This is a genomic window from Kineococcus auxinigenes (genome assembly GCF_050871525.1).
GTDB lineage: Bacteria > Actinomycetota > Actinomycetes > Actinomycetales > Kineococcaceae > Kineococcus.
In genome coordinates this window covers 1-24641 of the sequence record NZ_JBKBCT010000025.1, presented here as the reverse complement: position 1 = coordinate 24641, position 24641 = coordinate 1, and the positions used below count along the sequence as shown (strand labels likewise).

The window sequence follows — 24641 nt, the reverse complement described above, 5'->3', positions numbered from 1 at the left end:
GTCACGGACCTTCGAGACGCCGCTCGCCGAGGGCTGCGGTGCAGGCGGCGAGGTCCTCGCGGAACCGCTCCTGCCGGCCCACCTCGAGGGGTTCCAGCATCCGCCGCTCCACCGCGCGCACGGCGGTGCTCGCCGAGCGCAGCAGTTCGCGCCCGGCCGCGGTCAGCTCCGCGGGCAGCGCCCGGCCGTGCGGGGCGGTGCCGGGGCGGGTGACCAGCCCTCGCTCCTCCAGGCCGCGCAGCACGCCGTTCGTGGCCTGGCGGGTGACGAACGCCCCGCGCGCCAGTTCGGCGTTGGACAGCCCCGGGCGCTGCCCGAGCAGCTCCAGGCACGCGTACTGCGGCACGGTCAGCTCCAGCGGTCGCAGCGCCGCCTCCATCGCGCCGCGCAGCGCGGCGGCGGCCCGCTTGAGCGCGTAGCCGACCGAATCCCCCAGCGGCCCCACGGTCTCGTCCCCACTCACGTCAAGAGCTTGACACACCTCGACGGTTCGGCGCACACTCCGCATGTCAAGTCCCTGACACCAGAGGAGCCCGACGTGACCGTGACCGGACCCGACTTCCTGGCGCTGCAGGTGCGCGACCTGGAGCGCGCCGCCGCCTTCTACGAGGAGCGCCTGGGCCTGCGCCGCGCACCCTCCGGCCCGCCGCACGCGGTCGTCTTCGACACCGCGCCGATCCCCTTCGCCGTGCGCGAGCCGCTGCCCGGCGTCGACCTGGACGCCGCCGCGCGCCCCGGCCTGGGCGTCGCGCTGTGGCTGCGCGCCGACGACGCCCAGGGGCTGCACGACGACCTGACCGCCACCGGCACGCCGATCCTCAGCGCCCCGGCCGACGGGCCGTTCGGGCGCACCTTCACCTTCGCCGACCCCGACGGCTACGCCGTCACCGTCCACGACGGCGCGTGAGCGCGCACGTCGCTGCGCCCGGGCGGGGCCCTACCGCGAGCGCCGGCGCGCGCGGTAGGCGGCCACGGCGTTGCGGTTGGCGCACGCGGTGCTGCAGAAGCGCCGGGACCGGTTGCGGCTGAGGTCCAGCACGAGCCCGTCGCAGCCGTCGTCGGCGCACACGGACAGGCGCGAGCTCTCCCCCGTGCGCACGACGTCGACGACCGCCATGGCCGTCTCCACCGCGACGCGGCGCGTCAGCGGGGCGTCGTCGGCGACGGCGTGCAGGTGCCAGTCCTGGTCCCCGTGGCGCACGAGCCGCGGCAGGGCCCGCGCGTCGGCGAGCAGGTCGTTGACCAGGACGGCGGCGCGGTCGCGGTCGGCGACCAGCAGTTCGCGCAGCGCGGGGCGCAGCGCCCGCACCTCGGCCAGCTCGGCCGCGTCGCCGTCGCGGCGGCCGGTGTAGCCGTGCCCGTCGTACCAGGCGTCGAGGTCCTCGACGCCGGTGAGGGTGTCCGGCTCCACTGCGGTGTTGACGAGGGCGACGGCGGACCGGAGCGCAGCCTCGGTGTCATGGGCGAAAACCACGTTGACACCTTACGTGAACCGTCCCTACTGTCATCTGCCATGACCGCGATGACCGGTGACACCCGGCACGCCCTCCCCGCCGGCACCGGCGGTGTCGCCCTCGCCGTCGCCTCGGCGGCCTCCTTCGGCCTCTCCGGCGCCCTCGCGCGCGGACTGCTGGACACCGGGTGGACCCCCGGCGCCGTGGTCCTCGTGCGGATCGGCCTGGCCGCCCTCGCGCTGGCCCCCGCCGCGGCGCTGAGCCTGCGCGGGCGGTGGGGCGCGCTGCGGCGCTCCTGGCGCACGGTGGTCCTCTACGGCGTCCTCGCCGTGGCCGGGGCGCAGTTCTGCTACTTCTCCGCGGTGGCGACGATGGACGTCGGCCCGGCCCTGCTCATCGAGTACACCGCCCCGGTCGCCGTGGTCGCCTGGACCTGGCTGCGCACCGGCAGCCGCCCGGCCCCGGCCACCCTGGTCGGCGCCGCGCTGGCCGCCGGCGGCCTCGTGCTCGTGCTGGACCTGTTCTCCAGGGCGGACCTGGCGCTGACCGGCGTCGCGTGGGCGTTCGGCGCGATGGTCGGCGCCACCGCCTACTTCCTCATCTCCGCCGACACCGGCACCGGGCTGCCGCCGCTCGCCCTGGCCGGCGGCGGGCTCGCCGTCGGCGCGACGGCCCTGGGCGCCCTGGCCCTGGTCGGGCTGCTGCCGGTGCGGTTCGCCACCGCGACGGTCGCCTACGCGCCGGGGAGCGTGGCGTGGTGGGTCCCGCTGCTGCCGCTGGGGCTGGTGACCGCCGCCCTCGCCTACGCCACCGGCGTCGCGGCCGGGCGCCGCCTCGGCTCGCGGGTCGCCTCGTTCCTGGCGCTGCTGGAGGTCCTCGCCGCGGTCGTCTTCGCCGCGCTCCTGCTGGACCAGCGCCCCGGCGCGGTGCAGCTCGCCGGCGGCGCCCTCGTGCTCGCCGGGGTCGTCGTCGTCAAGACCGCCGAGCGGCGCACCCCCTCGGCACCCGCCGGCCCCGGGCCCGACGATGAGTTCCCGCACCCGCGCCGGTCCCAGGGGCACGTGGTGGCGCAGGAGACGGAGGAGCAGCGATGAGGATCGTCGTCAGCGAGTTCACGAGCCTGGACGGCGTCGTGCAGGCACCGGGCGGGCCGGAGGAGGACACCGACGGCGGTTTCGCCCACGGCGGCTGGTCGATGCCGCACTTCGACCCCGAGGTGCTGGGCGGGGCGGTCGACGCCCTCATGGGCGAGACGGAGGCGCTGCTGTTCGGCGCCCGCACCTGGCGGACCATGGCCGCCGCCTGGCCCGAGCGCGGCGGCGACGGCGACGAGTTCACCGACCGGATGAACTCCATCCCCAAGCACGTCGCCTCGCGCACCTTGACCCCCGCCGACCTGACGTGGCAGGGCTCCCACCTGCTGCCGGCCGACGACGCGATCGGCGCCGTGCGCGCGCTGCGCGAGCGCGGCGGAGCGGGCGACGGCGGGGTCCTGCAGGTGATGGGCAGCGCCTCCCTCGCCACGCAGCTGGCCGGGCACGACCTCGTCGACGAGTACCAGCTGGCGCTGAACCCCGTCCTGCTCGGCGGCGGCAAGCGCGTCTTCCCCGCGGACGGGCGGGCGCGGCCGCTGGAGCTGGTGTCCGCGACGACGAGCCCGACCGGCGTGCTGGTGTGCCGGTACCGGGTGCTGCGCGACGGGGCTGCGCCCGGCCGGGCGTGACGCCGTCGCCGCCACCCGCTCGCCCCGGGGGTCCACCGGACGGTTGACCCCCGGCTCATCCCCGGCGGCCGGCGCCCCCACCCGTCGAGCGATTCGCGGCGCACCGCCGATCGCCAGCCTGGAGGCGTCAGCGGGTCCGCGACGACGACAGGGGTGGGGACGGTGCCGGTCATCGAGGTGCAGGGGCTGCACAAGGAGTACGGGTCGGCGGTGGCGGTCGACGAGGTCGACCTGTCCGTGGAGGAGGGGGAGGTGTTCGGGGTCCTCGGCCCCAACGGGGCGGGCAAGAGCACGACGGTGGAGTGCCTGCTGGGCATGCGCAGGCCCGACCGCGGCAGCGTGCGCGTCCTGGGCCTGGACCCGGTGCACGATCGAGCCGCGGTGGTGCAGCGGGTCGGCGCCCAGCTGCAGGCGTGCCGGGTGCAGCCGCGGCTGCGGGTCGCCGAGGTGCTGGCGCTGTACGCCTCCTTCTACCCGCGCGCCGCCGACTGGCGGGAGGTGCTGGAGCGGGTGGGTCTGGCGGGCACGGAGCGGACCGCGTTCGGCAGGCTCTCCGGGGGCCAGCAGCAGCGCGTCTCCGTCGCGCTCGCCCTGCTGGGCAAGCCGGAGCTGGTGGTCTTCGACGAGCTGACCACCGGGCTGGACCCCGCCGCCCGGCGCGGGCTGTGGCAGCTGGTGCGCGACGTCCGCCGCGAGGGGAGCACCGTGGTGCTGGTCAGCCACCAGATGGACGAGGTGGCGGACCTGTGCGACCGCGTCGCCGTCCTCACCCGAGGGCGGGTGCGCGCCACGGGCACCCCCGCCGAGCTCACCGCCGCCGCCGGCGACGGCGTGGAGCACAGCCTCACCTTCCGTCCCCTGCCACCGGTGGACGACGGCGTCCTGGAGGCGCTGCCCGCGGTCCGCTCGGTGCGCCGCGAGGGCGAGCGCTGGACCGTGCGCGGGACGGCCACCGTGGTGCAGGCGGTGCTGGCGGCCCTCGCCGAGCACGGCAGCACCGCCGCCGAGCTGCAGGTCGGCCGGGTCGGCTTCGAGGACGCCTACCTGCGCCTGACGGACCAGGAGGTGGCCCGGTGAGCGAGGTGTCCGCCCTGACCCGCACCGAGGCGGTGCTGATGGTGCGCGAGCCCGCCGCGCTCGCCTTCGTGGTCGTGCTGCCCCTCGGCCTGCTGCTGGCGCTGGGCCTGCTGCTCGACCCGGCGGACCCGGCCTCGACCACGAGCCGGGACTCCGCGGCCTTCGCCCCGGCCCTGGCGGTGGCGCTGCTGCTGGGCGTGGTCGGCTTCTTCAGCCTGCCCAGCACCCTGGTGCTGCACCGGGAGACGGGGGTGCTGCGGAGGCTGTCCACCACCCCCGCCTCACCCGGCGCCCTGTTGCTCGCCCAGCTCGTGGTGCACCTGGCGGCGGTGCTCGTCACCACCACCGCGCTGGCCGTCGCGACCCTGACCGTCGTCGGGCTGCCCGTGCCGGCGTCCCCGGGCACCGCACTGCTGGTGACCGCCCTGGGGGTGCTCGCGCTGCTCGCCGTGGGCCTGCTCATCGCGGCGATCTCCCCCTCGGTCAGGGCCAACGCCGTCCTGGGGCCCGCGCTGCTGATGCCGGTCCTCTTCCTCGCCGGCGTCTGGGTCCCGCTGGAGGCGCTCCCCGGATGGCTGGAGGTGGTGGGACTGCACTCGCCGCTGGGCGCGCTCGTCGACGGGTTGCTGCACGCGTGGGCGGGGGTGCCCGTGCCGGCCTCCCAGCTGCTCGCGCCGGCCGGCACGGCGCTGGTCGCGGGCGCGGTGGCCGTGCGAGCCTTCAGCTGGGAGTGAGGGGGCGACGTGGCGGGTCGTGCGCTGGGCCGGGTCGGTGTCCTGGACGCTCGCGTCCAGCGCGCCCTCGCCGCGCTGCCGCTGGCGCTGCTCGGCACGTCGGTCCTCCTGCACGTCGCGCTGGACCCCGGCGGGGTGCGGTGGGCCGTGCTCGCGCCGCTGGCCCTGGTCACCGGGGCGTGGGGCCACCTCGGGTGGCGGTGGCTGACCCGGCGCGGTGGACCCGGCTGGCCGGTGGCCGGCTACCTGGCGGGGTCGTGGGTCCTGCACGCCGGGCTGGTCCTGCTGGACCCGGTGTTCGTGCTCGCGGCGATCGCCGGCCTCGTCGCCGCCCCGGTGCTGACCATGGACCGGCGCGGGGTGCCGGGCGTCCTCGCCTTCGCGCTGCTGGTCAACCTGCTGCCCGGTGGGCTGCCCGACGACGGCACCGGGTGGGCCGTCGTGTCGGTCGTCGTCCTGGTGGAGACCGTGGTGATCGGCGGCACCGGCAGCGTGAGCCGGTGGGCGCTGGAGCAGAGCGAGACGCGCCGCCGGGCGGTGCTCGCGCTGGAGGCGGCCGCCGCCGAGAACGCGACGCTGCACGAGCGGCTCGTCGCCCGGGCGCGGGACGCCGGCGCCTCCGCCGAGCGGGCTCGGCTGGCGCGGGAGATCCACGACACCCTCGCCCAGGGCCTGGTGGGCGTGCTGACCCAGGTGCAGGCCGCGCAGCGCTGCGGCAGCGACCCCGCCGCCGCGGACGCCCACCTGGACCGGGCGGCCGCGCTGGCCCGGTCCACGATCGCCGAGGCGCGCCGCTCCCTGCACGACCTGCGCCCGGCACCGCTGGAGGAGCACGGCCTGGTCCCGGCCCTGCGGGGGGTCGTGGAGCGGTGGGCCGGCGACACCGGGACCCCCGCCGAACTGGTCGTGGACCGGGAACCGGCCGGCCTGCCCACCGCCGTGGAGGTGGCGCTGCTGCGCGCGGCGCAGGAGGCGCTGGCCAACGTGGCCAGGCACGCCCGCGCCCGCCGGGTCGTGGTCACCCTGGCCCCCATGGACGACGTCGTCGCGCTGGACGTGCGCGACGACGGCCGCGGCTTCGAGCCGTCCTCGACACCCCCCGGCAGCCTCGGGCTGGTCGGCATGCGCGAGCGCGTCGGCGCCCTCGGCGGGGCCGTCGACGTCGAGTCCTCCCCCGGGCGGGGGACGGCGCTGTCGGTGCGGGTGCCGCTGACGCACGCCGACCGACCGGGCCTGCCCGGCCCCGCCCGCCCGGACGGGGTCCCGGTGTGATCCGCGTGCTGGTCGTCGACGACCACCCCGTCGTCCGCGACGGGCTGCGCGGCGTCATCGACGCCTCGAGCGACCTGGAGGTGGTCGGCGAGGCGTCCGACGGCCCCTCCGCCGTGGCGCGGAGCCTGGCCCTGACCCCGGACGTCGTCCTGATGGACCTGCGCATGCCCGGCGGGGACGGGGTCGCGGCGATCGAGGAGCTGGCCCGGCGCGCCAGCCCGGCGCGGGTCCTGGTGCTCACCACGTACGACTCCGACGACGACGTCCTGCGAGCCGTGCAGGCCGGCGCCACCGGTTACCTCCTCAAGGACGCCCCGGTCGACGAGCTCCTGCACGGCATCAGGACCGCGGCCCGCGGGGGCTCGGTGCTCGCCCCCGCGGTGGCCTCGCGCCTGCTCGCCAGGATGCGCGCGCCCGCGGCGGCCGAACCCCTGCTGTCCCCCCGCGAGCTCGAGGTCCTCCGGATGGTCGCCCGGGGGACCGGCAACCGCGAGTGCGCCCGCCTGCTGTTCATCAGCGAGGCGACCGTGAAGACCCACCTCCAGCACGTCTACGACAAGCTCGGCGTCGGTGACCGCGCCGCCGCCGTCGCCGTCGGCTACGAACGGGGGCTGCTCGGACCCTGACGGCGCGGCCACGCTCGGCAGGGGGTGCGGGGCCCTTGACGCCGGGCACCGCCCGGGGTTCTCCTCGCAGGAGGGAGGCGTCGTGGACGGGTCCGGCGGTGCGGTGCGCGGCACGGCACTGCTGCCCGCCGCCTGGGGCGCCGCCTACGCGGCCACGGCCGTCGCCGGCGCGGTGCGCGCGCCCGGCACGCTCCTCGCCACCGCGGCCGTGCTGGGCGCCGCCCTGCTGGTGCTGCCGGCACTGGCCCCGCCCGCGCTCACCGCGCACCCCCGTTCGCGCCGCGTCCTGCTGGGAGCGCTCGCCGCGGTGGCGGCCGTGGTGCCGTTCGTGGCCGGCGTCGAGGCGCTCGGGACCGCCGGGCAGGTGGTCGCCGCGGTCCTCACCGCCGCGGGCGGCGCGCTGGCGCTGCGCGCGGCCGAGGGGGTGCAGCAGGCCCTGGACGAGACCGCGCCGCACCACGCCCCCCGACCCGGCCCCGGCTCCCCGCGCCAGGAGGCGTGAGGCACCTCAAGCGCCTGCGGCGGCACGGCCGAACACGCTCGTCCCGCTGCCCACGAGGTAGGTCACGCGGCCCGCGCCCTCCTCGAGCAGGCGCGGGCGGCCCTCGCCGCGCGCACCGCGCGAGTCGGCCGGGACGCTGACGCGGGCGCTGACCCCCACCGGCACCCGCACCTCCAGCTCGGTGCCGGCGCCCTCCTCGCGCGACCAGCGCACCCCGACCGGCCCGCGCTGCGTCCAGCGGGTGCCCGCCGCCCGCCGCAGCGCGCACACCGGGGGCCGCACCTCCACCACCGCCGCCCCCGGCGCGGCGACGCGCACCCCGAGCAGCACCTCCAGCACGTCCACGACGGCCTGCGCGCCCCAGCCGTGGGAGAGGCTCTGGTCCTCCACGGGGTTCCACTGCTCCCAGCAGCAGGTGCCGCCGCGGGCCAGGACGTTCGCCCAGCCGTCCGCGTCCGGATCGGTGAGCAGGCGCAGCACGGCGTCGGTGCGCCCGGCGGCGGCGAGGCCCTGCAGCAGCCGGTGCGCCGTCATCGGCCCCTGGTTCATCCCCAGCGACTGCACGTGGTCGGCGACCGCGGCGACGTCCGCCTCCGGCACGAACCCGAACGCCAGCGGCAGGGAGCTGGAGATCTGCCCGGCGTGGGCGCAGGGGGTGCCGTCGGGGGCCAGGCCGTCGACGTAGGCGCCGTCGGGGCGGCGCAGCCGGGAGTTCACCGCGCGCACCAGCGCCGCGGCACGCTCCTCGTGGCGGGCGACCTCGTCCGCCGGTCGCCCCAGCGCCCGCGCCAGCCGCGCCAGCGACGCGTGCGCGTCGACCGCCCAGGCGTTCACGGGGGTGCGCACCCCGTCGAGGGTCCCGTCCCAGTCGTAGCCGTAGCGCACGGCGGCGGGCCAGTCCACGATCCCCTGCCGGTACACGGCGTTCTCCCGACCCCGCGAGCCGCCCCCGGGCAGCGCCGTGACCAGCCCCGTGGCCGGGTCGGTGGCGCGCTGGACGTACTCGCCGATCTCCACCAGCGCCGGGTACACCTGCCCGGGCAGGTCCAGGTCCCCGGTCTCGACGTGGTGCTGCCACACCCAGCCCGGGACCATCTCGGTGAAGTCGGGGATGTCGCGCGGGCCGTCGCCGTTGGGGTAGACGGCGTTGACCCGCCCGCGGAACTCCCCCTCGTCCCAGTACCGCGCCTGGGAGGCGCAGATCTCGCGGATCGCCTGCCGGGTCAGGGCGCGTTCCCCGCACGCCGCCGTGGTGGCGGCGGAGATGTTGATCGCGTCGGCGGTGAACTGCCCCTTCTCCCGGGTGGGGGTGTCCAGGAACTGCTCCTGGGCGCACACCAGCGCCGAGTGCCGCATCAGCTCGAACACCTCGTCCAGCACCGGGTCGGAACTGGAGAAGGTCGCCGGGTGCGGGGCCTCGGTGTGCTGGAGGACCGCGCGCACGTCGGCGCGGGTCAGCTCCTCACCCACCACGGCGTCCGCGGGCAGCTGCACGTAGCGGAAACCCCAGTACGTGAACGGCCGCACCTCCTGCTCGCCGTCGCGCTGCACCAGGTCGAACCAGGTGCGGCTGCCCTGCGTGGAGGTTCGGTCGGTGGCCACGCCCCCGCCGGCGTCCAGCGCGTACCCGGTGAGGACCCGGACCCGCCGGCCGGCGACGCCGCGGCGGAACCGCAGCACGGGGACGGCCGAGACCACCTGCCCGAGGTCCGCGACGAGGGAGCCGTCCGGCAGCCGGGTCAGCGACACCGCCTCGCGCGCGGTGCGCTCCAGCCGGGCCTCCTGGGCGTGCAGCCGGGTGAACTCCGGCGAGCCGTCGGCGGGCGGCGGCAGCGGGTGCTCCCCCACGACGACGGGTTCCTCCCAGCGCGCGCCCCGGCCGTCGTAGCCGGGCCGGTCCCAGCCCTGCGGTTCGGCGCGGGCGTCGTACTCCTCCCAGTAGTCGCCGGCGTCGTCGTTGCGGTACCGCTCGGTGTACCGGCGGGGGCTGCCGGGCACGTCGTCGACCTCGGGGGCGCACCACTGCGGCGCGCGCGCCACGCGCCAGGTCCCGTCGCTGACGACGGTGGTGCGGGAACCGTCGGCGTGGTCGGCGACGAGCTTCAGCAGGAACCCCGACGGGTGGGCGTCCGGGCCCGGGGGGTTCCCCTGGCAGGTGCCCACCCAGCAGTGGTAGACCAGCCCGATCGCCAGGCGGGTCCCCGCGCGCACGTGCGCGGTGACGTCGGTGCTCTGGAAGAACCCCTCCGAGGGGTAGCCGAACGCGTGGCCGCGGGCGACGACCGCACCGTCCAGGTGCAGCTCGTACTGCTTGCTCGCCGCGACGTGCACCCGGGCCCGCACCACGGGCGAGGCGGGGACGTCCACCTCGGCGCGGGCCAGCGTGTAGTCGTCGTAGGCGTCCAGGGACGTGGTGGCCGACCCCGTCGCCGGCGGCGCGGGCACGCGCCGGACCCACTGCGCCCCGGACCAGTCGCGGTCGGTCGGCGCGGTGTCGAAACCCTCCTCGGGCGCGTACGGGGAGACGACGCCGTCGCGGTCCCAGGTGCGCACCGTCCAGGTGAACGCCTGCTCCGCCGGCAGGTCCGGGACGGGGCAGCGCACCCCCTGGAACTCCGGCGAGCTCACCCGGCCGGTGTCGGCCACCAGCCGCCCGGTCACCGCGTCCAGCAGGCGCAGCTGGTACGCGGTCTGCACCTGGTCACCGCCGGGGTGCTGCGGCAGCCACCCGAAGCGCGGCGCCGGGCCCGCGCTCAGCGGGCGGACCAGGTCGTCGACGGTCAGGTGGACCGGGGCGAGCGGTCCGGCGTCCTGCACGAGGTGCTCCACGGGTCGGTCCTCCAGGGGTGCGGTCGGTGCGGTCACAGCCGCTGCGCCTGCTGCAGCTCGGCGTAGCGGCCGCTGGTGGCGAGCAGTTCCTCGTGGGTGCCGCTCTCGGCGACGCGGCCCCGGTCCAGCACGACGATCCGGGCCGCGGCACGGACCGTGGACAGCCGGTGGGCGACGATGAGCGTGGTGCGCCCGCGCATGAGACGGGCCAGCGCCTGCTGCACCGCCGCCTCGGACTCCGCGTCCAGCGCGGAGGTGGCCTCGTCCAGCAGCAGCACCTGCGGGTCGCGCACCAGGGCGCGGGCGATGGCCAGGCGCTGGCGCTGCCCGCCGGACAGGCGGGCACCGCGCTCGCCCACGACGGTGTGCCAGCCGTGCGGCAGGGCGTCCACGAAACCCGCGGCGTTGGCGTCGGAGAGGGCCCGGCGGACCCTCTCGTCGTCGACGCCGGGCAGGCCGTAGGTGACGTTCTCGCGCACCGAGCCCTCGAAGAGCACCGACTCCTGCGGGACCACCGACACGTGCCGGCGCACGGTGCGCAGGTCCAGGGTGGCCGCGTCGGTGCCGTCGACGAGGAGCTGCCCGCCGGTGGGGCGCACGAAACCCAGCACGAGGTTCAGCAGCGTCGACTTGCCCGAGCCGGAGGAACCCACGAACGCCACCGTCTCGCCCGGCCGGACGTCGAGGGTCACGCCGGCGAGCGCGTCGTCGGCGGCGCCCGGGTAGCGGTAGCGCACGTCCCGCAGCGCCAGCGCGCCGTGCACGGCGTCGACGGCGTCCTTGCCCTCGTTCTCCTCCAGGTCCGGTTCGGCCAGGACCTCGGCGATCGAGCGGATCGACTCCATCCCCCGGGCACCGACCGGCAGCAGCATGAGCAGGTTCGTCACCGCGCCGGTCAGCAGGGTGAAGTACGAGGACAGCTGCACCACCTGCCCCGGCGTGATCTCCAGCGCGCCGGTGAGCGAGGCGAACGCGGCGAGGACCAGGCACAGCACACCGAGCAGCTGCAGGCTCACCCACGACAGCGCGCTGAAGCGCCCGTTGAGCACGTCCAGCCGGAAACCCGCCTCGCGCACCTCGCGGGCACCGGCCGCGACCCGCTCGGCGGCGGTGCGCTCCAGCGCGTGGGCGCGGGTGATCGGCATGAGGGTGGCCATCTCCCCGACCCGGGCGGAGAACCGCTCGACCTCGCGGCGCACCTCCTCGTTGCGCTGCCGCGAGCGCTTGGCCAGGACGTAGCGCAGCAGGACCGCCAGGGGGATCGTCAGCGCGTAGAACGGCAGGAACTGCGGGATGGCGAGGGCGGTCACCACCACGGCGCCGAGCACCACCATCGTCGCCGACAGCAGCGGGTGGGCGATCTGCTGGAACATCAGCTCGACGTTCTCCACGTCGCGCACGACCTTGGTCTGCACGATTGCGCTGCTCACGCGCGTGTGGAAACCGATGGACAGGTTCTGCAGCCGCTCGGCGAGCGCGTTGCGCAGGTCGGCGCCGATCGTGCGCACGGCCCCCATGTAGCGCTTGGTGTACTGCACCATGCAGGGGTAGTTCTGCAGGAGGGCCAGCACGGCAACGGCCGTCCACAGCCACAGCCGCTGCACCGGGCCGCCGGCCACCAGCACGTCGATGACCCTGCCGGTGATGACCGGCATCAGCCACAGCGGCGTCTCCTTGACCGCCATGAACGCGACGGCCCCGGCGACCCGCCGGCGGTGGGTGCCCAGCAGGCGCAGGGCCGAGCGCAGCGGACGGTCCCCGTCGAGGAGCCGGTCCGGCGGTGGAGCGGTCACCGAACCATCGTGACAGCGGGAAGCCTGGATGGAAAGCGGTTGCCCGTGCCGTGCCGGCGACGTGTCGGCGCCACCCACTAGCCTCCCCGCGTGCCCGCCGCCCCCGCGCCCCGCTCCCCGGCCCCGCGCGTGAACGCGCTGTGGACCCGCGCGGGCACCCTGGCGCTGTGGGTCGAGGCGCCCCGCCGCCCGCCCGGCGCGGCCCGCCCGGCGGACCTGGGCGCGCTCGCCTCGGCCGCCCCGCGGGCGGTGCACCTGGCCGCCGCGCTGGCCCGGCCGGTCGCCCGCCGGCTCGTCCTGGACCTGCCGTGCACCCCCGCCGGCCGCCCCGTCGCCGCGGGCGCCCGGCCGCGCGCCGGCCTGCTGCTGCGCCCGGTGCCGGTCCCCGTGGTCGAGCTGCGCGGGGACGCGGCGCTGGACGTCCTCACCGAGGTGCTCGGCGAGGGACCGGGTGGGGAGCCGGGCCCGGCGCACGCGGCCGCCGGGGACGGCCTGCGCTGGCTGGCGCACGTGGCGCGCGGCGCGCGGGCCGCCGTGGACGCCGGCTCGGTCGTGCCGGCCCTGCACGAGGCCGACGGCGAGGCGCACGCCCGCTGGGTGCCGCTGCCCGACAAGCGCTTCGGCCGCTGGCGCACCGCCCTGGCCGAGCTCGCGCCGGCCCTGGTGCGCGCCGAGGCGCGCCCGCCGCGCACCGCGCCGCCCAGCGCCGCCGCCCTGGCCGACGAGGTGTGCGCGGCGCTGACCGACCTGCTCGTCAGCGCCCGCACCGCGCACGTGCGCCCGGGCACCGCCGCGCTGGGGCCCGGCCCGGCCGCCTGGGTGCGCTCGCTGGCCACGGGGGCACCCGTGCCCGAGGACGTGCAGCCGCGGTCCCTGGCGCACCGGGTGCGCGACTGGCACCGCAGCGGCGACGACAGCGGCTACGACCTCGTGCTGCGCGTGCTGGAACCGCCGCCGGGCCCCGACGGGGACGAGGGGCGCTGGCGGCTGCAGGCTCGGCTGCGGCCGCTCGACGACCCCAGCCTGACGCTGACGCTGCGGGAGGTGCGCGCGGAGTCCGGGGGCGGGACCGGTGGTGGGTCGGGCGGCGAGGACCCGCTGCTGCTGCTCCTGGCCGGCACCGCGCGGGCCGCCGCCGCGCACCCGCCGCTGAAGCGGCTGCTCGCCGGTGCCGGCGACGCCGACGTCGAGATCGGCGCCGCCGAGCTGCTGGACCTGGTGGAGGTGGGCGGCCCGAAGCTGACCGCCGCGGGCGTCGCCCTGCAGCTGCCGCGGCACTGGACCCGCCGCACCGTGGGCCTGGCCCTGCACGCCGGGGCCGCCCAGCCCGGCGTCGTGACGAACCCCCGGCTGCGCCGGGCGGACCTCGTCGCCTTCGAGTGGCGCGCCGCGCTGGGCGACGAGCCCGTCACCGAGGCCGAGCTGCGCGCGCTGGCCGCCTCCCGCGAGCCCCTGGTGCGCTTCCGCGGCGAGTGGGTGCAGGTGGACCGCGAGGCGCTGCGGCGCAGCGCGGAGTTCCTGCGCCGGCGCGGCAGCGGGCGCGCCACCGTCCTGGACCTGCTCACCGGCCTGGGCTCGGCGCGCGACCTGCCGGCGCCCGTCACCGGCGTCCACGCCCGCGGCGCGCTGGGCGAGGTGCTCGCCGGCCGCGCCGGGCCGCCGGACACCGAGCTGCCCGACCCGCCGGGGCTGAGCGCGCAGCTGCGGCCGTACCAGCGCCGCGGCGTCGCCTGGCTGGCCGCGATGGCGGAGCTGGGGCTGGGGGCCGTGCTCGCCGACGACATGGGCCTGGGCAAGACGCTGCAGCTGCTCGCGCTGGAGCTGCACGAGCGCGGCGGGACCGGCGCGGGAACCGGCGCGGGCGCTCCCACCCTGCTGGTGTGCCCGACGAGCCTGGTCGGCAACTGGTGGGCGGAGGCCGCGCGGTTCGCCCCCGCGCTGCGCGTGCACCTGCACCACGGCCCCGGCCGCCCCCGCGGCGAGCACCTGGCCCGCACCGCCGCCGCGCACGACCTCGTCGTCACCACCTACGGGCTGCTCGTGCGCGACGCCCCCGACCTGGCCGCCGTGCGCTGGCGGCGCCTGGCGCTGGACGAGGCGCAGCACGTCAAGAACGCCGCCACCCGCGCCGCGCGCGCCGTGCGGGCCGTGCCCGCCGAGCACCGCGTCGCGCTGACGGGCACCCCGGTGGAGAACCGGCTGGAGGACCTGCGCGCCGTGCTGGACGCCGTGAACCCCGGGCTGCTGGGCAGCGCGGCGAGCTTCCGCGACACCTTCGCCGTGCCCGTGGAGAAGCTCGGCCACAGCGCGCCCGCGCAGCGGCTGGCCCTGGTGACCCGCCCGTTCGTCCTGCGCCGCGTCAAGACCGACCCCGAGGTCGCCCCCGACCTGCCCGCGCGCGTCGAGATGACGGTCCGCGCGAACCTCACCGCCGAGCAGGCCGCGCTGTACCGGGCGGTGCTGGACCGGCTGCTCGCCCGCCTCGCCGACGCCGAGGACCAGGGCCGGCGCGGGCTGGTGCTGGGGGCCCTGACCCGCCTGGCGCAGGTGTGCAACCACCCCGCGCACTACCTCGGCGACGGCTCCGGCGTGCTGCACCGCGGCCGGCACCGCTCCGGCAAGCTGGAGGTCCTCGACGACGTGGTGGGCACCGCGCTCGCCGAGGGCGAGAAGGTGCTGTGCTTCACCCGGTTCGCGGAGTTCGGGCACCTGCTGGCCCCGCACCTGTCCGAGCTCACCGGCCGGCGCGTGCCGTTCCTGCACGGCGGGCTGACCCGCACCCGCCGCGACGAGATCGTGGCGGGCTTCGCCCGCGAGGACGGCCCGCCGGTGCTGCTGCTGTCGCTGCGCGCGGCCGGCACGGGGCTGAACCTCACCGCCGCGAACCACGTCGTGCACCTGGACCGCTGGTGGAACCCCGCGGTGGAGGACCAGGCCACCGACCGGGCGCACCGCATCGGGCAGCGTCGCGCGGTGCAGGTGCGCACGCTCGTCAGCACCGGGACCGTGGAGGAGAAGGTGGACGAGGTCATCGCCCGCAAGCGCGAGCTCGCCGGCTCGGTCGTCGGCAGCGGCGAGCGGTGGATCACCGAGCTGGACGACGAGGCGCTGCACGAGCTGCTGCGCCTGGGCGCCGACGCGGTAGGGGACTGAGGGCGTGGCCCGGTACCGCCGCACCGCACCCGGCGACGCGCGCCCCGGCGCCGGGCACCTCGGCGGGTCGCGCCGCAGCGCACCGCGCCCCGCCTCGACCCGCTGGTCGCGCCGCCTGCTCACCGCCCTGCCCCCCGCCCTGGACGGCGGCCACGACCCCGCCACCTGGCGCCGCGGCGCCGAGCTCGCCGTCGCGGGGACGGTGGGCGAGCTGCGCGTGCGTGCCGGGGCGGTCACCGCCCGCGTGCAGGGCGAGCGCCCGAGGCCGTGGCTGGTGGAGGTGGGCGTGCGCCGGTGGGGCGCGGCCGAGCTGGACGCGCTCACGGCGGTCCTGGTGGACAACCCGCTGCTCATCGCCCCGCTGGCCGGCGGCGACGTGCCGCCGGTGCTCGCCGGCCTGCTCGACGAGGTCGGCCTGGACCTGCTGCCCTCCCCCGGCGACCTCACCCACGACTGCAGCTGCCCGCACGACGGCCAGGGCGCGTGCGAGCACGTGGCGGCCCTGCTGCACGCCCTCGCCGAGCACGCCGACGCCGAACCCGCCGTGGTCCTGCTGCTGCGGGGAGCCGCCCCGGCGGCGCTGCTGCGCCGGGTGGAGGACGCCGCCTCCGGCCCCTCCCCCGCCGCCGAGGCGCTCCCCGTGGACCCCGTCGCGTTCCACCGGCTGAGCGCGGAACCGCCGGAGCTGAGCGTGGTGCGGCGCGCACCGGGACGCACCGCCGCGGACGACCTGGACGCGGCGGTCCTCGGTCCGGGCGCCGGCGGGGTCGCCGACGCGCTGCGCCCCTTCTACGCAGCGCTCCACGGGACGGCCGGGCCCGGTCCGCGGCGGGCGGGCGCCGGGCCCGCGGCGCGCGGCGGGAATGGATGACCCCTAGGTTGCTGCTGCACCCGCACGCGTGCCCGACGTGGGCGCGCTGCCCCGCGTCGGGCGCACAGCAGCAGGAGGACACCCCATGCGTCGCAGGACCCTCGGCACCCTCAGCGCTCTGGCCCTCACCGGGCTCCTCGCCGCGTGCGGCGGTGGTGACAGCGGCAGCGGCTCCGCCGCCGAGGAGGCCCTGACGTTCGGCACCGAGGGCACCTACGCCCCGTTCAGCTACCACGACGAGCAGACCAACGAGCTCGTCGGCTACGACATCGACGTGGCGAAGGCGGTCGGCGAGGAACTGGGCCGCGAGGTCGAGTTCTCGGAGAACACGTGGGACGCGCTGATCGCGGGGATGGAGGCCGGCCGCTACGAGGCGGTGGCCAACCAGGTCTCCATCACGCCCGAGCGGCAGGAGCGGTACGCCTTCTCCACCCCTTACACGGTCTCCACCGGGGTCGTCGTCACGCGCGCCGACGACACCTCGGTCACCTCGCTGGCCGACGTGGCCGGCAAGACGTCGGCGCAGTCCGCGACGAGCAACTGGGCGCAGACCGCCACCGAGGCCGGCGCGCAGGTGGAGGCCGTCGAGGGCGTCGCCCAGGCCGTCACCCTGCTCAAGCAGGGCCGGGTGGACGTCACGATCAACGACAAGCTCGCTGTCCTGCGCTACGTGAACACCACCGGCGACGACGCCATCAAGATCGCCGCCGAGACGTCGGACACCACCGAGCAGGCGTTCCTCTTCCCGGCCGACGACACCGAACTGGCCCAGCAGGTCAGCGACGCGCTGGAGGCCCTGCGCGCGGACGGCACGCTGGCGGAGATCTCGCAGAAGTGGTTCGGCGAGGACGTCTCCGGCCCGGCCGCCGGCTGATCCGGCGCGGGGGACGGCGGAGGGGGGCGCGTGGACGCGGGCACGTGGCAGCTGGTGCTGGAGTCGCTGGGCCCGCTGCTGAGCGGCCTCGTGCGGGGCACCATCCCGCTGACGGCGATCAGCTTCGTGCTCGGCCTCGTGCTGGCGCTGGTGGTGGCGCTGATGCGCCTGTCCGGCAACCGGCTGCTCTCCGGGCCGGCGCGCGCCTACGTCTCCGTCATCCGCGGCACGCCGCTGCTGCTGCAGCTGTTCATCATCTACTACGGCCTGCCCTCGCTGGGGGTGACGATCCCCGCCTTCCCCGCCGCGGTCATCGCCTTCACCCTCAACGTCGGCGGCTACGCCTCGGAGGTCATCCGCTCCGCGATCCTCTCGGTGCCCCGGGGCCAGACCGAGGCGGCGCTGACGATCGGGATGGACTACCCCACGACGATGCGCCGCATCGTGCTGCCGCAGGCGTCGCGGGTCGCCGTGCCGCCGCTGTCCAACACCCTCATCTCGCTGGTGAAGGACACCTCGCTGGCCTCCACGATCCAGGTGACCGAACTGCTGCGCCAGGCCCAGCAGATCGCGGGGGCCACGTTCGAGTTCTTCACGCTGTACGGGGTGGCGGCCGTCTACTACTGGGTGGTGTGCCTGGTGCTCTCGTTCGCCCAGTCCCGCGCGGAGACGCGCCTGAACAGGTACGTGGTGAGGTGAGCGCGGTGCGGGGAGCGGCGGGCGCGCCGAGGGCCGCCGGGGGCCGGGCGCCGCTGCTGGAGGCGCGCGGGCTGCACAAGGCGTTCGGGGACCACGAGGTCCTGCGGGGCATCGACGTGACCGCACCGGCGGGCACCGTCACCGTGCTCATCGGCCCGTCCGGGTCGGGCAAGACGACGGTGCTGCGCTCGCTCAACGCGCTGGAGCTGCCGGACGCGGGCAGCGTGCGCATCGGCGAGGTCGAGGTGGCGTTCCCGCAGCAGGAGCGCGGCGGTGCGGCGAAGCGGGCGGTGCGCCGGCTGCGCGCCCAGAGCGGCATGGTCTTCCAGAGCCACAACCTGTTCCCGCACCTGAGCGTCCTGGCGAACGTCATGGAGGGCCCGGTCGTCGTGCAGCGACGCCCGCGCGAGGAGGTGCGCGCCGAGGCGGTGACGCTGCTGGAGCGCGTCGGCCTGGCCGACAAGGCCGAGCAGTTCCCCTTCCAGCTCTCCGGCGGCCAGCAGCAGCGCGTCGGCATCGCCCGGGCGCTGGCGATCCGCCCGGAGCTGATGCTGTTCGACGAGCCGACCTCCGCGCTGGACCCCGAGCTCGTCGGCGAGGTGCTCGCCGCCGTGCGCGACCTGGCCGCCGAGGGCTGGACGATGGTCGTGGTGACCCACGAGATGCGCTTCGCGCGGCAGGTGGCCGACCGGGTGCTGTTCATGGACGGCGGGGTCGTCGTCGAGCAGGGCGCGCCGGCGGCCGTGCTGGAGGACCCGCGCGAGGAACGCACGCAGCGGTTCCTGAAGCGCCTGACCGGCACGTTCTGAGGGTCCCGCCCGCCGCGGTGCGGTGGGCGGGACCCTCAGGGGCCGGGAGGTGTCAGACCGGCACGATCTCCGGGGCGCGCAGGCGCACCGCGTCCGCGGCCGCGTCGTCGGGCTCCTCCTGGGAGGCCCGCTCGGCGGCGACCCGCTCCAGGTACGTGCGCACCTCGGTGGCGCGACGCTCCTCGTCCCAGCCCAGGGCGTCGCCGACCAGCTGCGCGACGAGCTCGGCGCTCTCGGTGCCGCGGTCGTACGTCTCGATGGAGATGCGGGTGCGCCGGGCGAGGACGTCGTCCAGGTGGCGGGCGCCCTCGTGGGTGGCGGCGTAGACGACCTCCGCCTTCAGGTAGTCGTCGGCGTGCGGCAGCACCTCGCCCAGGGACGGGTCCTGCTCGATCAGGGCGAGGACCTCGTCGATCGCCGAGCCGTAGCGGTTCAGCAGGTGCTCGACGTGGTCGACGTGGATGCCGGCCCGCGCGGCGAGCTGGTGCCGCTGGTTCCACAGCGCGTGGTACCCCTCGGCGCCCACGAGCGGCACGTTCTCGGTGGTCGAGGGCGGCACCTTGCCGTCCAGGCCGTCGACGGCGACGTCCACCGCGTCCTTGGCCATCACCCGGTACGTCGTGTACTTGCCGCCGGCGACGACGACGAGGCCGGGAACCGGGTGGCCCACGACGTGCTCGCGCGAGAGCTTGCTGGTGGACTCCGACTCCCCGCTCAGCAGCGGGCGCAGCCCGGCGTAGACGCCTTCGACGTCCGCACGCGTCAGCGGGGACTTCAGGACCCCGTTGGCGTGCTGGAGGACGTAGTCGATGTCGGCGCTGGTGGCCGCCGGGTGCGCCTTGTCCAGGTCCCAGTCGGTGTCGGTGGTGCCGATGATCCAGTGCCGGCCCCACGGGATGATGAACAGCACGCTCTTCTCGGTGCGCAGGATCATCCCGGTCTTCGACTGGATGCGGTCGCGCGGGACCACCAGGTGGATGCCCTTGGAGGCGCGCACCTTGAACTGCCTGCGGGCCCCCACGAGCTGCTGGGTCTCGTCGGTCCACACGCCGGTGGCGTTGATGACCTGCTTGGCGCGCACCCGGATCTCCGCACCGGACTCCAGGTCCACCAGCACCGCGCCGACGACCCGCTCGCCCTCACGCAGGAACTCCTTCACGCGGGTGCGGTTCGCCGCCAGCGCGCCGTAGGTGGCGGCGGTGCGGGCGATCGTCATGGTGTGCCGGGCGTCGTCGACCTGCCCGTCGTAGTACTGGATGGCGCCGACCATGGCGTCGCGGCGGATGCCGGGGGCCTCCCTCTGCACGCCCTTGCGGGTCAGGTGCCGGTGCAGGGGGAAACCCTGGTTGTTGCCGCTGGACAGCGCCATGCCGTCGTACAGGGCGACACCGGAACCCACGTAGGGCCGCTCGGCGAACCGCTTGGTCAGCGGGTACAGGAACGGCACCGGCTTCACCAGGTGCGGGGCCAGCTTGTTGCGCAGCAGCCCGCGCTCGCGCAGGGCCTCGTGCACGAGCGCGAAGTCGAGCATCTCCAGGTAGCGCAGGCCGCCGTGCACCAGCTTGCTGGACCGGCTCGAGGTGCCGCTGGCCCAGTCGCGGGCCTCCACCAGCCCGGTGCGCAGGCCCCGGGTCACCGCGTCCAGCGCCGCACCGGTGCCGACGACCCCCCCGCCGACGACGAGCACGTCCAGCTCGCCCTCGGCCATCTCGCGCAGCGCGTCCTGCCGCGCCTGCGGCGACAGCGGTTTGGTGTCCACGTCGTGTCCTCCAGATAGAGCGTCTCGTCCATCGTGCGGCCTGCTGCCGCGGAGCGCGCGGGCGGGGTGCCCCCGCCCGCGCGCGGTCACGCCCTCGGGGGCGTCAGTCGACGTCCACCCAGTCCAGCGTGCGCTGGACGGCCTTCTTCCAGCCCTTGTACCCGTCCGTGCGCTGCTCGTCGGTCCAGGTGGGTTCCCAGCGGGCGCCCTCGTTCCAGTTCTCGCGCAGCTCGTCGATGTTCTTCCAGAACCCGACGGCCAGGCCGGCCGCGTAGGCGGCGCCAAGGGCGGTCGTCTCGGCGACGACGGGCTTGGAGACCGGCACGCCGAGGACGTCCGCCTGCAGCTGCATGCACAGCGTGTTGGCGGTGATGCCGCCGTCGACCTTGAGGACCTCCACGTCCACGCCGGAGTCCTCGGCCATCGCCTCGGTGACGTCGCGGCTCTGGTAGCAGATCGACTCCAGCGTGGCGCGGGCGATGTGCGCGTTCGTGTTGTACCGGGACAGGCCGACGATCGCGCCGCGCGCGTCCGAGCGCCAGTACGGCGCGAACAGGCCGGAGAACGCCGGGACGAAGTAGCAGCCGCCGGAGTCCTTCACCTGACGGGCCAGCGACTCGGACTCGGAGGCGCCGGAGATGATGCCGAGCTGGTCGCGCAGCCACTGCACGGCCGAGCCGGTCACGGCGATCGAGCCCTCCAGGGCGTACACCGGCTTCTCGTCGTTGAACTGGTAGCAGACCGTCGTCAGCAGGCCCGCCTTGGAGCGCACCAGTTCGGTGCCGGTGTTCAGCAGCATGAAGTTGCCGGTGCCGTAGGTGTTCTTGGCCATGCCCGGGTCGAAGCAGACCTGGCCGACCATGGCGGACTGCTGGTCGCCGAGGATGCCGGTGAGCTTCACCTCCCCGCCCAGCGGGCCCGTCTCCAGGGTGGTGCCGTAACCCTCGGTGTACGAGGAGGGCTTGATCTCCGGGAGCATCGAGCGGGGGATGCCGAATATCCCCAGCAGCTCGTCGTCCCAGTCGAGGGTCTCCAGGTCCATGAGCATGGTGCGGCTGGCGTTGGTGACGTCGGTGACGTGGACGCCACCGCGGGGACCGCCGGTGAGGTTCCAGATGAGCCACGAGTCGGTGTTGCCGAAGACGGCGTCGCCCTTCTCCGCGGCCTCGCGCACGCCCTCGACGTTCTCCAGGATCCACTGCACCTTGCCGCCGGAGAAGTACGGCGCCGGCGGCAGGCCGGTCTTCTGCCGGATCTTCTGGCCGCGCTCGTCGCGGTCCAGGGCCGAGGCGATCCGGTCGGTGCGGGTGTCCTGCCAGACGATCGCGTTGTAGTAGGGGCGCCCGGTGTTCTTGTTCCAGACCACCGCCGTCTCGCGCTGGTTGGTGATGCCGAGCGCGACGAGGTCGCTCGCGGTCAGCTTCGCCTGGCGCAGGCCCGACTGGATGACCGAGCTGGTGCGCTCCCAGATCTCGATGGGGTCGTGCTCCACCCAGCCCGGCTCGGGCATGATCTGGGTGTGCTCGAGCTGGTACTTGGCCACCTCGTTGCCGCCGTGGTCGAAGACCATGAAACGGGTGGAGGTGGTGCCCTGGTCGACCGCTCCGACGTACCGGGCTGCGCTGTCGTTGGCCATGTTCGTGCTGCCTCTCTGCAGGTGTCGGGAAGGTGTGCCGCCGCCGGCGGTCAGTCGTCCTCGGCCGGGACGCGCCCGGCGGGCTGCTGCTCGTCCTCCGCCGCGGGCAGGTGCCGCTCGATGAGGACCCGGTAGAGGGCGCCGCCGATCAGGCCGCCGATGAGCGGGGCGACGATCGGCACCCAGAAGTAGAACTGCCCGCCGGGTTCGCGCATCGCGCTGGAGTAGCCCGTGAGGAACGACGCGAGGCGCGGGCCGAGGTCGCGGGCCGGGTTGATGGCGTAGCCGGCGTTGCTGCCCCACGCGAAGCCGATGGCGACCACGATCAGGCCGATGATGAGCGGTGCCAGGTTCGCCGCGGGCGGGGTGGCCCGCACCTCGGTGACCGCGAAGATCAGGAAGACCAGGATCGCCGTGCCGACGACCTGGTCGAGGAACGCGGTGCCGATGCTGACGCCGGCCCCGGGCAGGGTGGAGAAGATGCCCTGGGTGTCGAAGGTGGTGCCGGGGTCGACGGTGGCGATGGCGTCGGCGTACACCCAGCGCACCAGCAGGGCCGCGGCGAACGCGCCGAGGAGCTGGGCCGCGCTGTAGGGGACGACCTTGCGCCAGGCGAACCCCTTGAACACCGCCAGGGCCAGGGTGACGGCGGGGTTGAGGTGGGCGCCGGTCGTGCGCCCGGCGACGTAGATGCCGAAGGTGACCCCCAGGCCCCAGGCCCAGTGGATCGAGTCGTTGTCGCCGTTCTGACCGGCGACGACCTGGGCGACGACGCCCACGCCGAAGAGGATGAGGACGGCGGTGCCGGCGAACTCGGCCAGCAGCTCGCCGGCCAGGGTCGGCTGCCGGCGCACCGCGGGAGGTGCCGCGGTCGCCGATCGTGTTTCGGCCATGGAGGAACTCCTCGTTGAGTCGACGGGCGGCTCGCGGGCCGCGCTCGGGGACGTTAGGAGCCGCACCGGGGCGCGTCAACGACAGGCGTTCGACCATGTCGAACGTTCTGGCCGTGCCGGGTCCCGGCGCTCAAGGCGGCCCGGCGCCCGGCCGATGCAGGCGCGGTGACCCTCACCAGCACCCTGCCCGCCCCGCCCGTCCGCGTCCTCGCGCACCCGGCGCCGCAGCGGTCGCTGGAGCACGCCCTGGAACTCGCCCTGGACGACGACCAGCGCCTGGGCACCGGCACCGCGCTGCTGCTGGTGGAGGTCACCGCCCACGCCGGTGCGCCGTGCCGCACGGTCCTGGAGCGCCGGATGCGCTCGGCCGTGCGCGCCGCGGACCGCTGGCTGGCGATGGCGCCGGGACTGCACGCCGTGCTGCTGACGGGTCTGCGCCCGGCCGTCGCGGAGGTGACGGTCGAGCGGGCCGCCGACGCGCTGCTGCACGCCGTGGAGCGCTGGGCGCCCACCGACCCGGGCACCGGCGTGGTCGCCAGCGTGGGCGCGAGCCTGGCGCCCGTGCGCGCGGCCACCGCCGCCGAGGCCGTCCGGCAGGCCGGTGCCGCGCTGAGCGCCGCGCGCGCGGCCGGCGGCGGGTGCGCCCGCATCGGCACCGCCTGACGCGCCGCCCGGCACCCCACCGGGAGCGGGCCCGCAGCGCCGCCTGAACCGGTCCAGCTCGCGAGGTCCGGCTGTGGCAGGCTGCGAGGGCCGGCGGAGCCGCCGGCGACGGGGCGCGGACCCCTCTCGAGCGACTGGAACGGTGATATGGCGGGGTACGTCGCGCTGCTGCGCGATCCGCGGGTGGCAGCTCCCTTCTCGGCGTCCGTCGTGGCCCGGGTGCCCATCGCGACGGCCCCCCTGGGGCTGGTGCTCCTGGTGCGGGACCTGCGCGACGCCTGGGACCTGGCGGGCCTGGTGACGGGGGTCTTCGCCGTGGGGCTGACCCTGGGCACACCCTTCTGGGGGCGCGGGCTGGACCGGCACGGGCAGCCGCGCGTGCTGGTGCCCACGGCCACCGCGAGCGCGGCGCTGCTGGTGGTGCTGACCGCGGCCGTCGCCACGCCCGCCGTGCCCGCGGCCGTCCTGGTCCTGCTCGCCCTCGGCGCCGGGTTGACGTTCCCACCCCTGAGCCCGGCGATGCGCACCACCTGGCGGGCCGTGGTCGCCGACGAGGGGGTGCGACGCCGCGGGTACGCGCTGGACGCGGTGGCCGTGGAGACGCTCTTCGTCGCCGGGCCGCTGCTGCTGACGCTGCTGCTCGCCGTCGGGCCGGCGGTGGTGCCCCTGCTGGTGACCGCCCTGATGCTCGCCGGCGGCACGCTGGCCTACTGCCGCTGCGCGGGCCCGCGCCAGCGCCTCTCCCCCGCCGCCCGCTCGGAGACCGCCGTGGGGGCGGGTGCCGGGCTGGGCGTGCTGCGCGCGGTGGGCATCCCCGCGGTGCTGACCGCGATGGCGGCGATGAGCATCGGCTTCGGGCTGCTGGACGTGTCGATGGCGGGCATGGCCGAGCAGCGCTTCGGCTCGGCCGACGACCTCGGCGTGCTGTTCGCCGCGATCGCCTCCGGCAGCGCGGTGGGCGGGCTGCTGTACGGCAGCCGGTCCTGGCGCAGCGCGGACCGGCTGCGCCTGGTGGTGACCCTGGCCGGGTTCGGCACGCTCCTGGTGGCGCTGTCGGCCAGCGCCGGCAGCGGCGCTCCCCTGCCGCTGCTGCTGGCGGCGCTGTTCGTGACCGGGCTGTTCATCTCGCCGAACCTCATCGCCGCCCAGCACCTCGTCGACGACCTCGTGCCCGTGCACCGCATGGGGGAGGCGCAGGCGTGGCTGTCCACGGCGATCACGGCGGGTGCGGCGATCGGCAACGCGGTGGCCGGTGCGGTGCTGGAGCACCGCAC

At 76.1% G+C, this 24641-nt stretch carries 22 protein-coding genes; 15 read left to right on the top strand and 7 right to left on the bottom strand.

The genetic code is table 11. From position 1 onward, the window contains the following. Position 1: 1 nt before the first annotated feature. Positions 2-463: a MarR family winged helix-turn-helix transcriptional regulator gene (locus tag ACRYR9_RS09230; protein ID WP_432491005.1), complete on the bottom strand. Its 462-nt coding sequence runs from the start codon at positions 461-463 to the stop codon at positions 2-4. Positions 464-538: 75 nt separating this feature from the next. Here ACRYR9_RS09230 and ACRYR9_RS09225 point away from each other — a divergent pair, with 75 nt between their 5' ends. Beyond that, positions 539-907 carry a VOC family protein gene (locus tag ACRYR9_RS09225; RefSeq protein WP_432491007.1) on the top strand — a complete coding sequence of 123 codons (369 nt, stop codon included), beginning with the start codon at positions 539-541 and terminating at the stop codon, positions 905-907. 30 nt (positions 908-937) lie between these two features. Here the strand turns inward: ACRYR9_RS09225 and ACRYR9_RS09220 are convergent, their stop codons facing one another. Continuing rightward, the gene (locus ACRYR9_RS09220; protein ID WP_432491009.1) at positions 938-1474 is read right to left on the bottom strand and encodes a CGNR zinc finger domain-containing protein; all 537 of its coding nucleotides are present in this window, start codon (positions 1472-1474) and stop codon (positions 938-940) included. A gap of 39 nt (positions 1475-1513) precedes the next feature. On the opposite strand from ACRYR9_RS09220, the gene ACRYR9_RS09215 reads away from it, so the two are divergent. The 7 genes from ACRYR9_RS09215 (at position 1514) to ACRYR9_RS09185 (ending at position 7388) form a co-directional block, all read left to right on the top strand. Next, the gene (locus ACRYR9_RS09215; protein WP_432491011.1) at positions 1514-2548 is read left to right on the top strand and encodes an EamA family transporter; all 1035 of its coding nucleotides are present in this window, start codon (positions 1514-1516) and stop codon (positions 2546-2548) included. Next, positions 2545-3177: a dihydrofolate reductase family protein gene (locus ACRYR9_RS09210; protein ID WP_432491013.1), complete on the top strand. Its 633-nt coding sequence runs from the start codon at positions 2545-2547 to the stop codon at positions 3175-3177. Before ACRYR9_RS09215 ends, ACRYR9_RS09210 begins: the two co-directional genes overlap by 4 nt. Positions 3178-3339: 162 nt before the next feature. Further along, on the top strand, positions 3340-4254 hold the full coding sequence (locus ACRYR9_RS09205) for an ABC transporter ATP-binding protein (protein WP_432491015.1): 915 nt from the start codon (positions 3340-3342) through the stop codon (positions 4252-4254). After that, positions 4251-4988, top strand: coding sequence for an ABC transporter permease (locus tag ACRYR9_RS09200; protein ID WP_432491017.1), 738 nt, complete (start codon positions 4251-4253; stop codon positions 4986-4988). The genes ACRYR9_RS09205 and ACRYR9_RS09200 overlap by 4 nt, the downstream gene beginning before the upstream one ends. Positions 4989-4997: 9 nt before the next feature. After that, positions 4998-6260, top strand: coding sequence for a sensor histidine kinase (locus ACRYR9_RS09195; protein ID WP_432491019.1), 1263 nt, complete (start codon positions 4998-5000; stop codon positions 6258-6260). After that, positions 6257-6886 carry a response regulator gene (locus ACRYR9_RS09190; protein WP_432491021.1) on the top strand — a complete coding sequence of 210 codons (630 nt, stop codon included), beginning with the start codon at positions 6257-6259 and terminating at the stop codon, positions 6884-6886. Before ACRYR9_RS09195 ends, ACRYR9_RS09190 begins: the two co-directional genes overlap by 4 nt. A gap of 82 nt (positions 6887-6968) precedes the next feature. Further along, on the top strand, positions 6969-7388 hold the full coding sequence (locus ACRYR9_RS09185) for a hypothetical protein (protein ID WP_432491023.1): 420 nt from the start codon (positions 6969-6971) through the stop codon (positions 7386-7388). A 6-nt stretch (positions 7389-7394) separates the two neighbouring features. On the opposite strand, the gene ACRYR9_RS09180 is transcribed toward ACRYR9_RS09185, so the two are convergent. Further along, positions 7395-10253 carry a family 78 glycoside hydrolase catalytic domain gene (locus tag ACRYR9_RS09180; protein ID WP_432491025.1) on the bottom strand — a complete coding sequence of 953 codons (2859 nt, stop codon included), beginning with the start codon at positions 10251-10253 and terminating at the stop codon, positions 7395-7397. After that, the gene (locus ACRYR9_RS09175; RefSeq protein ID WP_432491027.1) at positions 10250-12010 is read right to left on the bottom strand and encodes an ABC transporter ATP-binding protein; all 1761 of its coding nucleotides are present in this window, start codon (positions 12008-12010) and stop codon (positions 10250-10252) included. The genes ACRYR9_RS09180 and ACRYR9_RS09175 overlap by 4 nt, the downstream gene beginning before the upstream one ends. A gap of 90 nt (positions 12011-12100) precedes the next feature. Between ACRYR9_RS09175 and ACRYR9_RS09170 the strand changes: the two genes are divergently transcribed. The 5 genes from ACRYR9_RS09170 (at position 12101) to ACRYR9_RS09150 (ending at position 18416) form a co-directional block, all read left to right on the top strand. Further along, complete coding sequence (locus ACRYR9_RS09170; RefSeq protein ID WP_432491029.1) at positions 12101-15163, top strand: DEAD/DEAH box helicase; 3063 nt, start codon at positions 12101-12103, stop codon at positions 15161-15163. 4 nt (positions 15164-15167) lie between these two features. Next, positions 15168-16034 (top strand): SWIM zinc finger family protein, encoded by an 867-nt coding sequence (locus ACRYR9_RS09165; protein ID WP_432491031.1) that lies wholly within the window; start codon positions 15168-15170, stop codon positions 16032-16034. 85 nt (positions 16035-16119) lie between these two features. Beyond that, on the top strand, positions 16120-16908 hold the full coding sequence (locus tag ACRYR9_RS09160; RefSeq protein WP_432491033.1) for an amino acid ABC transporter substrate-binding protein: 789 nt from the start codon (positions 16120-16122) through the stop codon (positions 16906-16908). A gap of 30 nt (positions 16909-16938) precedes the next feature. Next, the gene (locus tag ACRYR9_RS09155) at positions 16939-17607 is read left to right on the top strand and encodes an amino acid ABC transporter permease (protein WP_432491035.1); all 669 of its coding nucleotides are present in this window, start codon (positions 16939-16941) and stop codon (positions 17605-17607) included. A 5-nt stretch (positions 17608-17612) separates the two neighbouring features. Continuing rightward, complete coding sequence (locus ACRYR9_RS09150; protein ID WP_432491037.1) at positions 17613-18416, top strand: amino acid ABC transporter ATP-binding protein; 804 nt, start codon at positions 17613-17615, stop codon at positions 18414-18416. A 52-nt stretch (positions 18417-18468) separates the two neighbouring features. Here the strand turns inward: ACRYR9_RS09150 and ACRYR9_RS09145 are convergent, their stop codons facing one another. The 3 genes from ACRYR9_RS09145 to ACRYR9_RS09135 form a co-directional block, all read right to left on the bottom strand. Further along, positions 18469-20175, bottom strand: a complete 1707-nt coding sequence (locus tag ACRYR9_RS09145) for a glycerol-3-phosphate dehydrogenase/oxidase (RefSeq protein ID WP_432491039.1) — start codon at positions 20173-20175, stop codon at positions 18469-18471. A gap of 103 nt (positions 20176-20278) precedes the next feature. Continuing rightward, positions 20279-21811, bottom strand: coding sequence for a glycerol kinase GlpK (glpK, locus tag ACRYR9_RS09140; protein WP_432491041.1), 1533 nt, complete (start codon positions 21809-21811; stop codon positions 20279-20281). Between the two features lie 50 nt (positions 21812-21861). Then, positions 21862-22704, bottom strand: coding sequence for an MIP/aquaporin family protein (locus ACRYR9_RS09135; protein WP_432491043.1), 843 nt, complete (start codon positions 22702-22704; stop codon positions 21862-21864). Between the two features lie 165 nt (positions 22705-22869). On the opposite strand from ACRYR9_RS09135, the gene ACRYR9_RS09130 reads away from it, so the two are divergent. Together ACRYR9_RS09130 and ACRYR9_RS09125 are read left to right on the top strand one after the other, a co-directional pair. Beyond that, on the top strand, positions 22870-23367 hold the full coding sequence (locus ACRYR9_RS09130; protein ID WP_432491045.1) for a hypothetical protein: 498 nt from the start codon (positions 22870-22872) through the stop codon (positions 23365-23367). Between the two features lie 183 nt (positions 23368-23550). Further along, the coding region (locus ACRYR9_RS09125) for an MFS transporter (RefSeq protein ID WP_432540187.1) at positions 23551-24641 on the top strand (1091 nt) is incomplete at its 3' end.

What these genes read in the sequence shown, in the direction of transcription:
- ACRYR9_RS09160 (WP_432491033.1), top strand. Translation starts at nt 16,120, where the DNA reads ATGCGTCGCAGGACCCTCGGCACCCTCAGCGCTCTGGCCCTCACCGGG.
- ACRYR9_RS09210 (WP_432491013.1), top strand. Translation starts at nt 2,545, where the DNA reads ATGAGGATCGTCGTCAGCGAGTTCACGAGCCTGGACGGCGTCGTGCAG.
- ACRYR9_RS09215 (WP_432491011.1), top strand. Translation starts at nt 1,514, where the DNA reads ATGACCGCGATGACCGGTGACACCCGGCACGCCCTCCCCGCCGGCACC.
- glpK (WP_432491041.1), bottom strand. Translation starts at nt 21,811, where the DNA reads ATGGCCAACGACAGCGCAGCCCGGTACGTCGGAGCGGTCGACCAGGGC.
- ACRYR9_RS09135 (WP_432491043.1), bottom strand. Translation starts at nt 22,704, where the DNA reads ATGGCCGAAACACGATCGGCGACCGCGGCACCTCCCGCGGTGCGCCGG.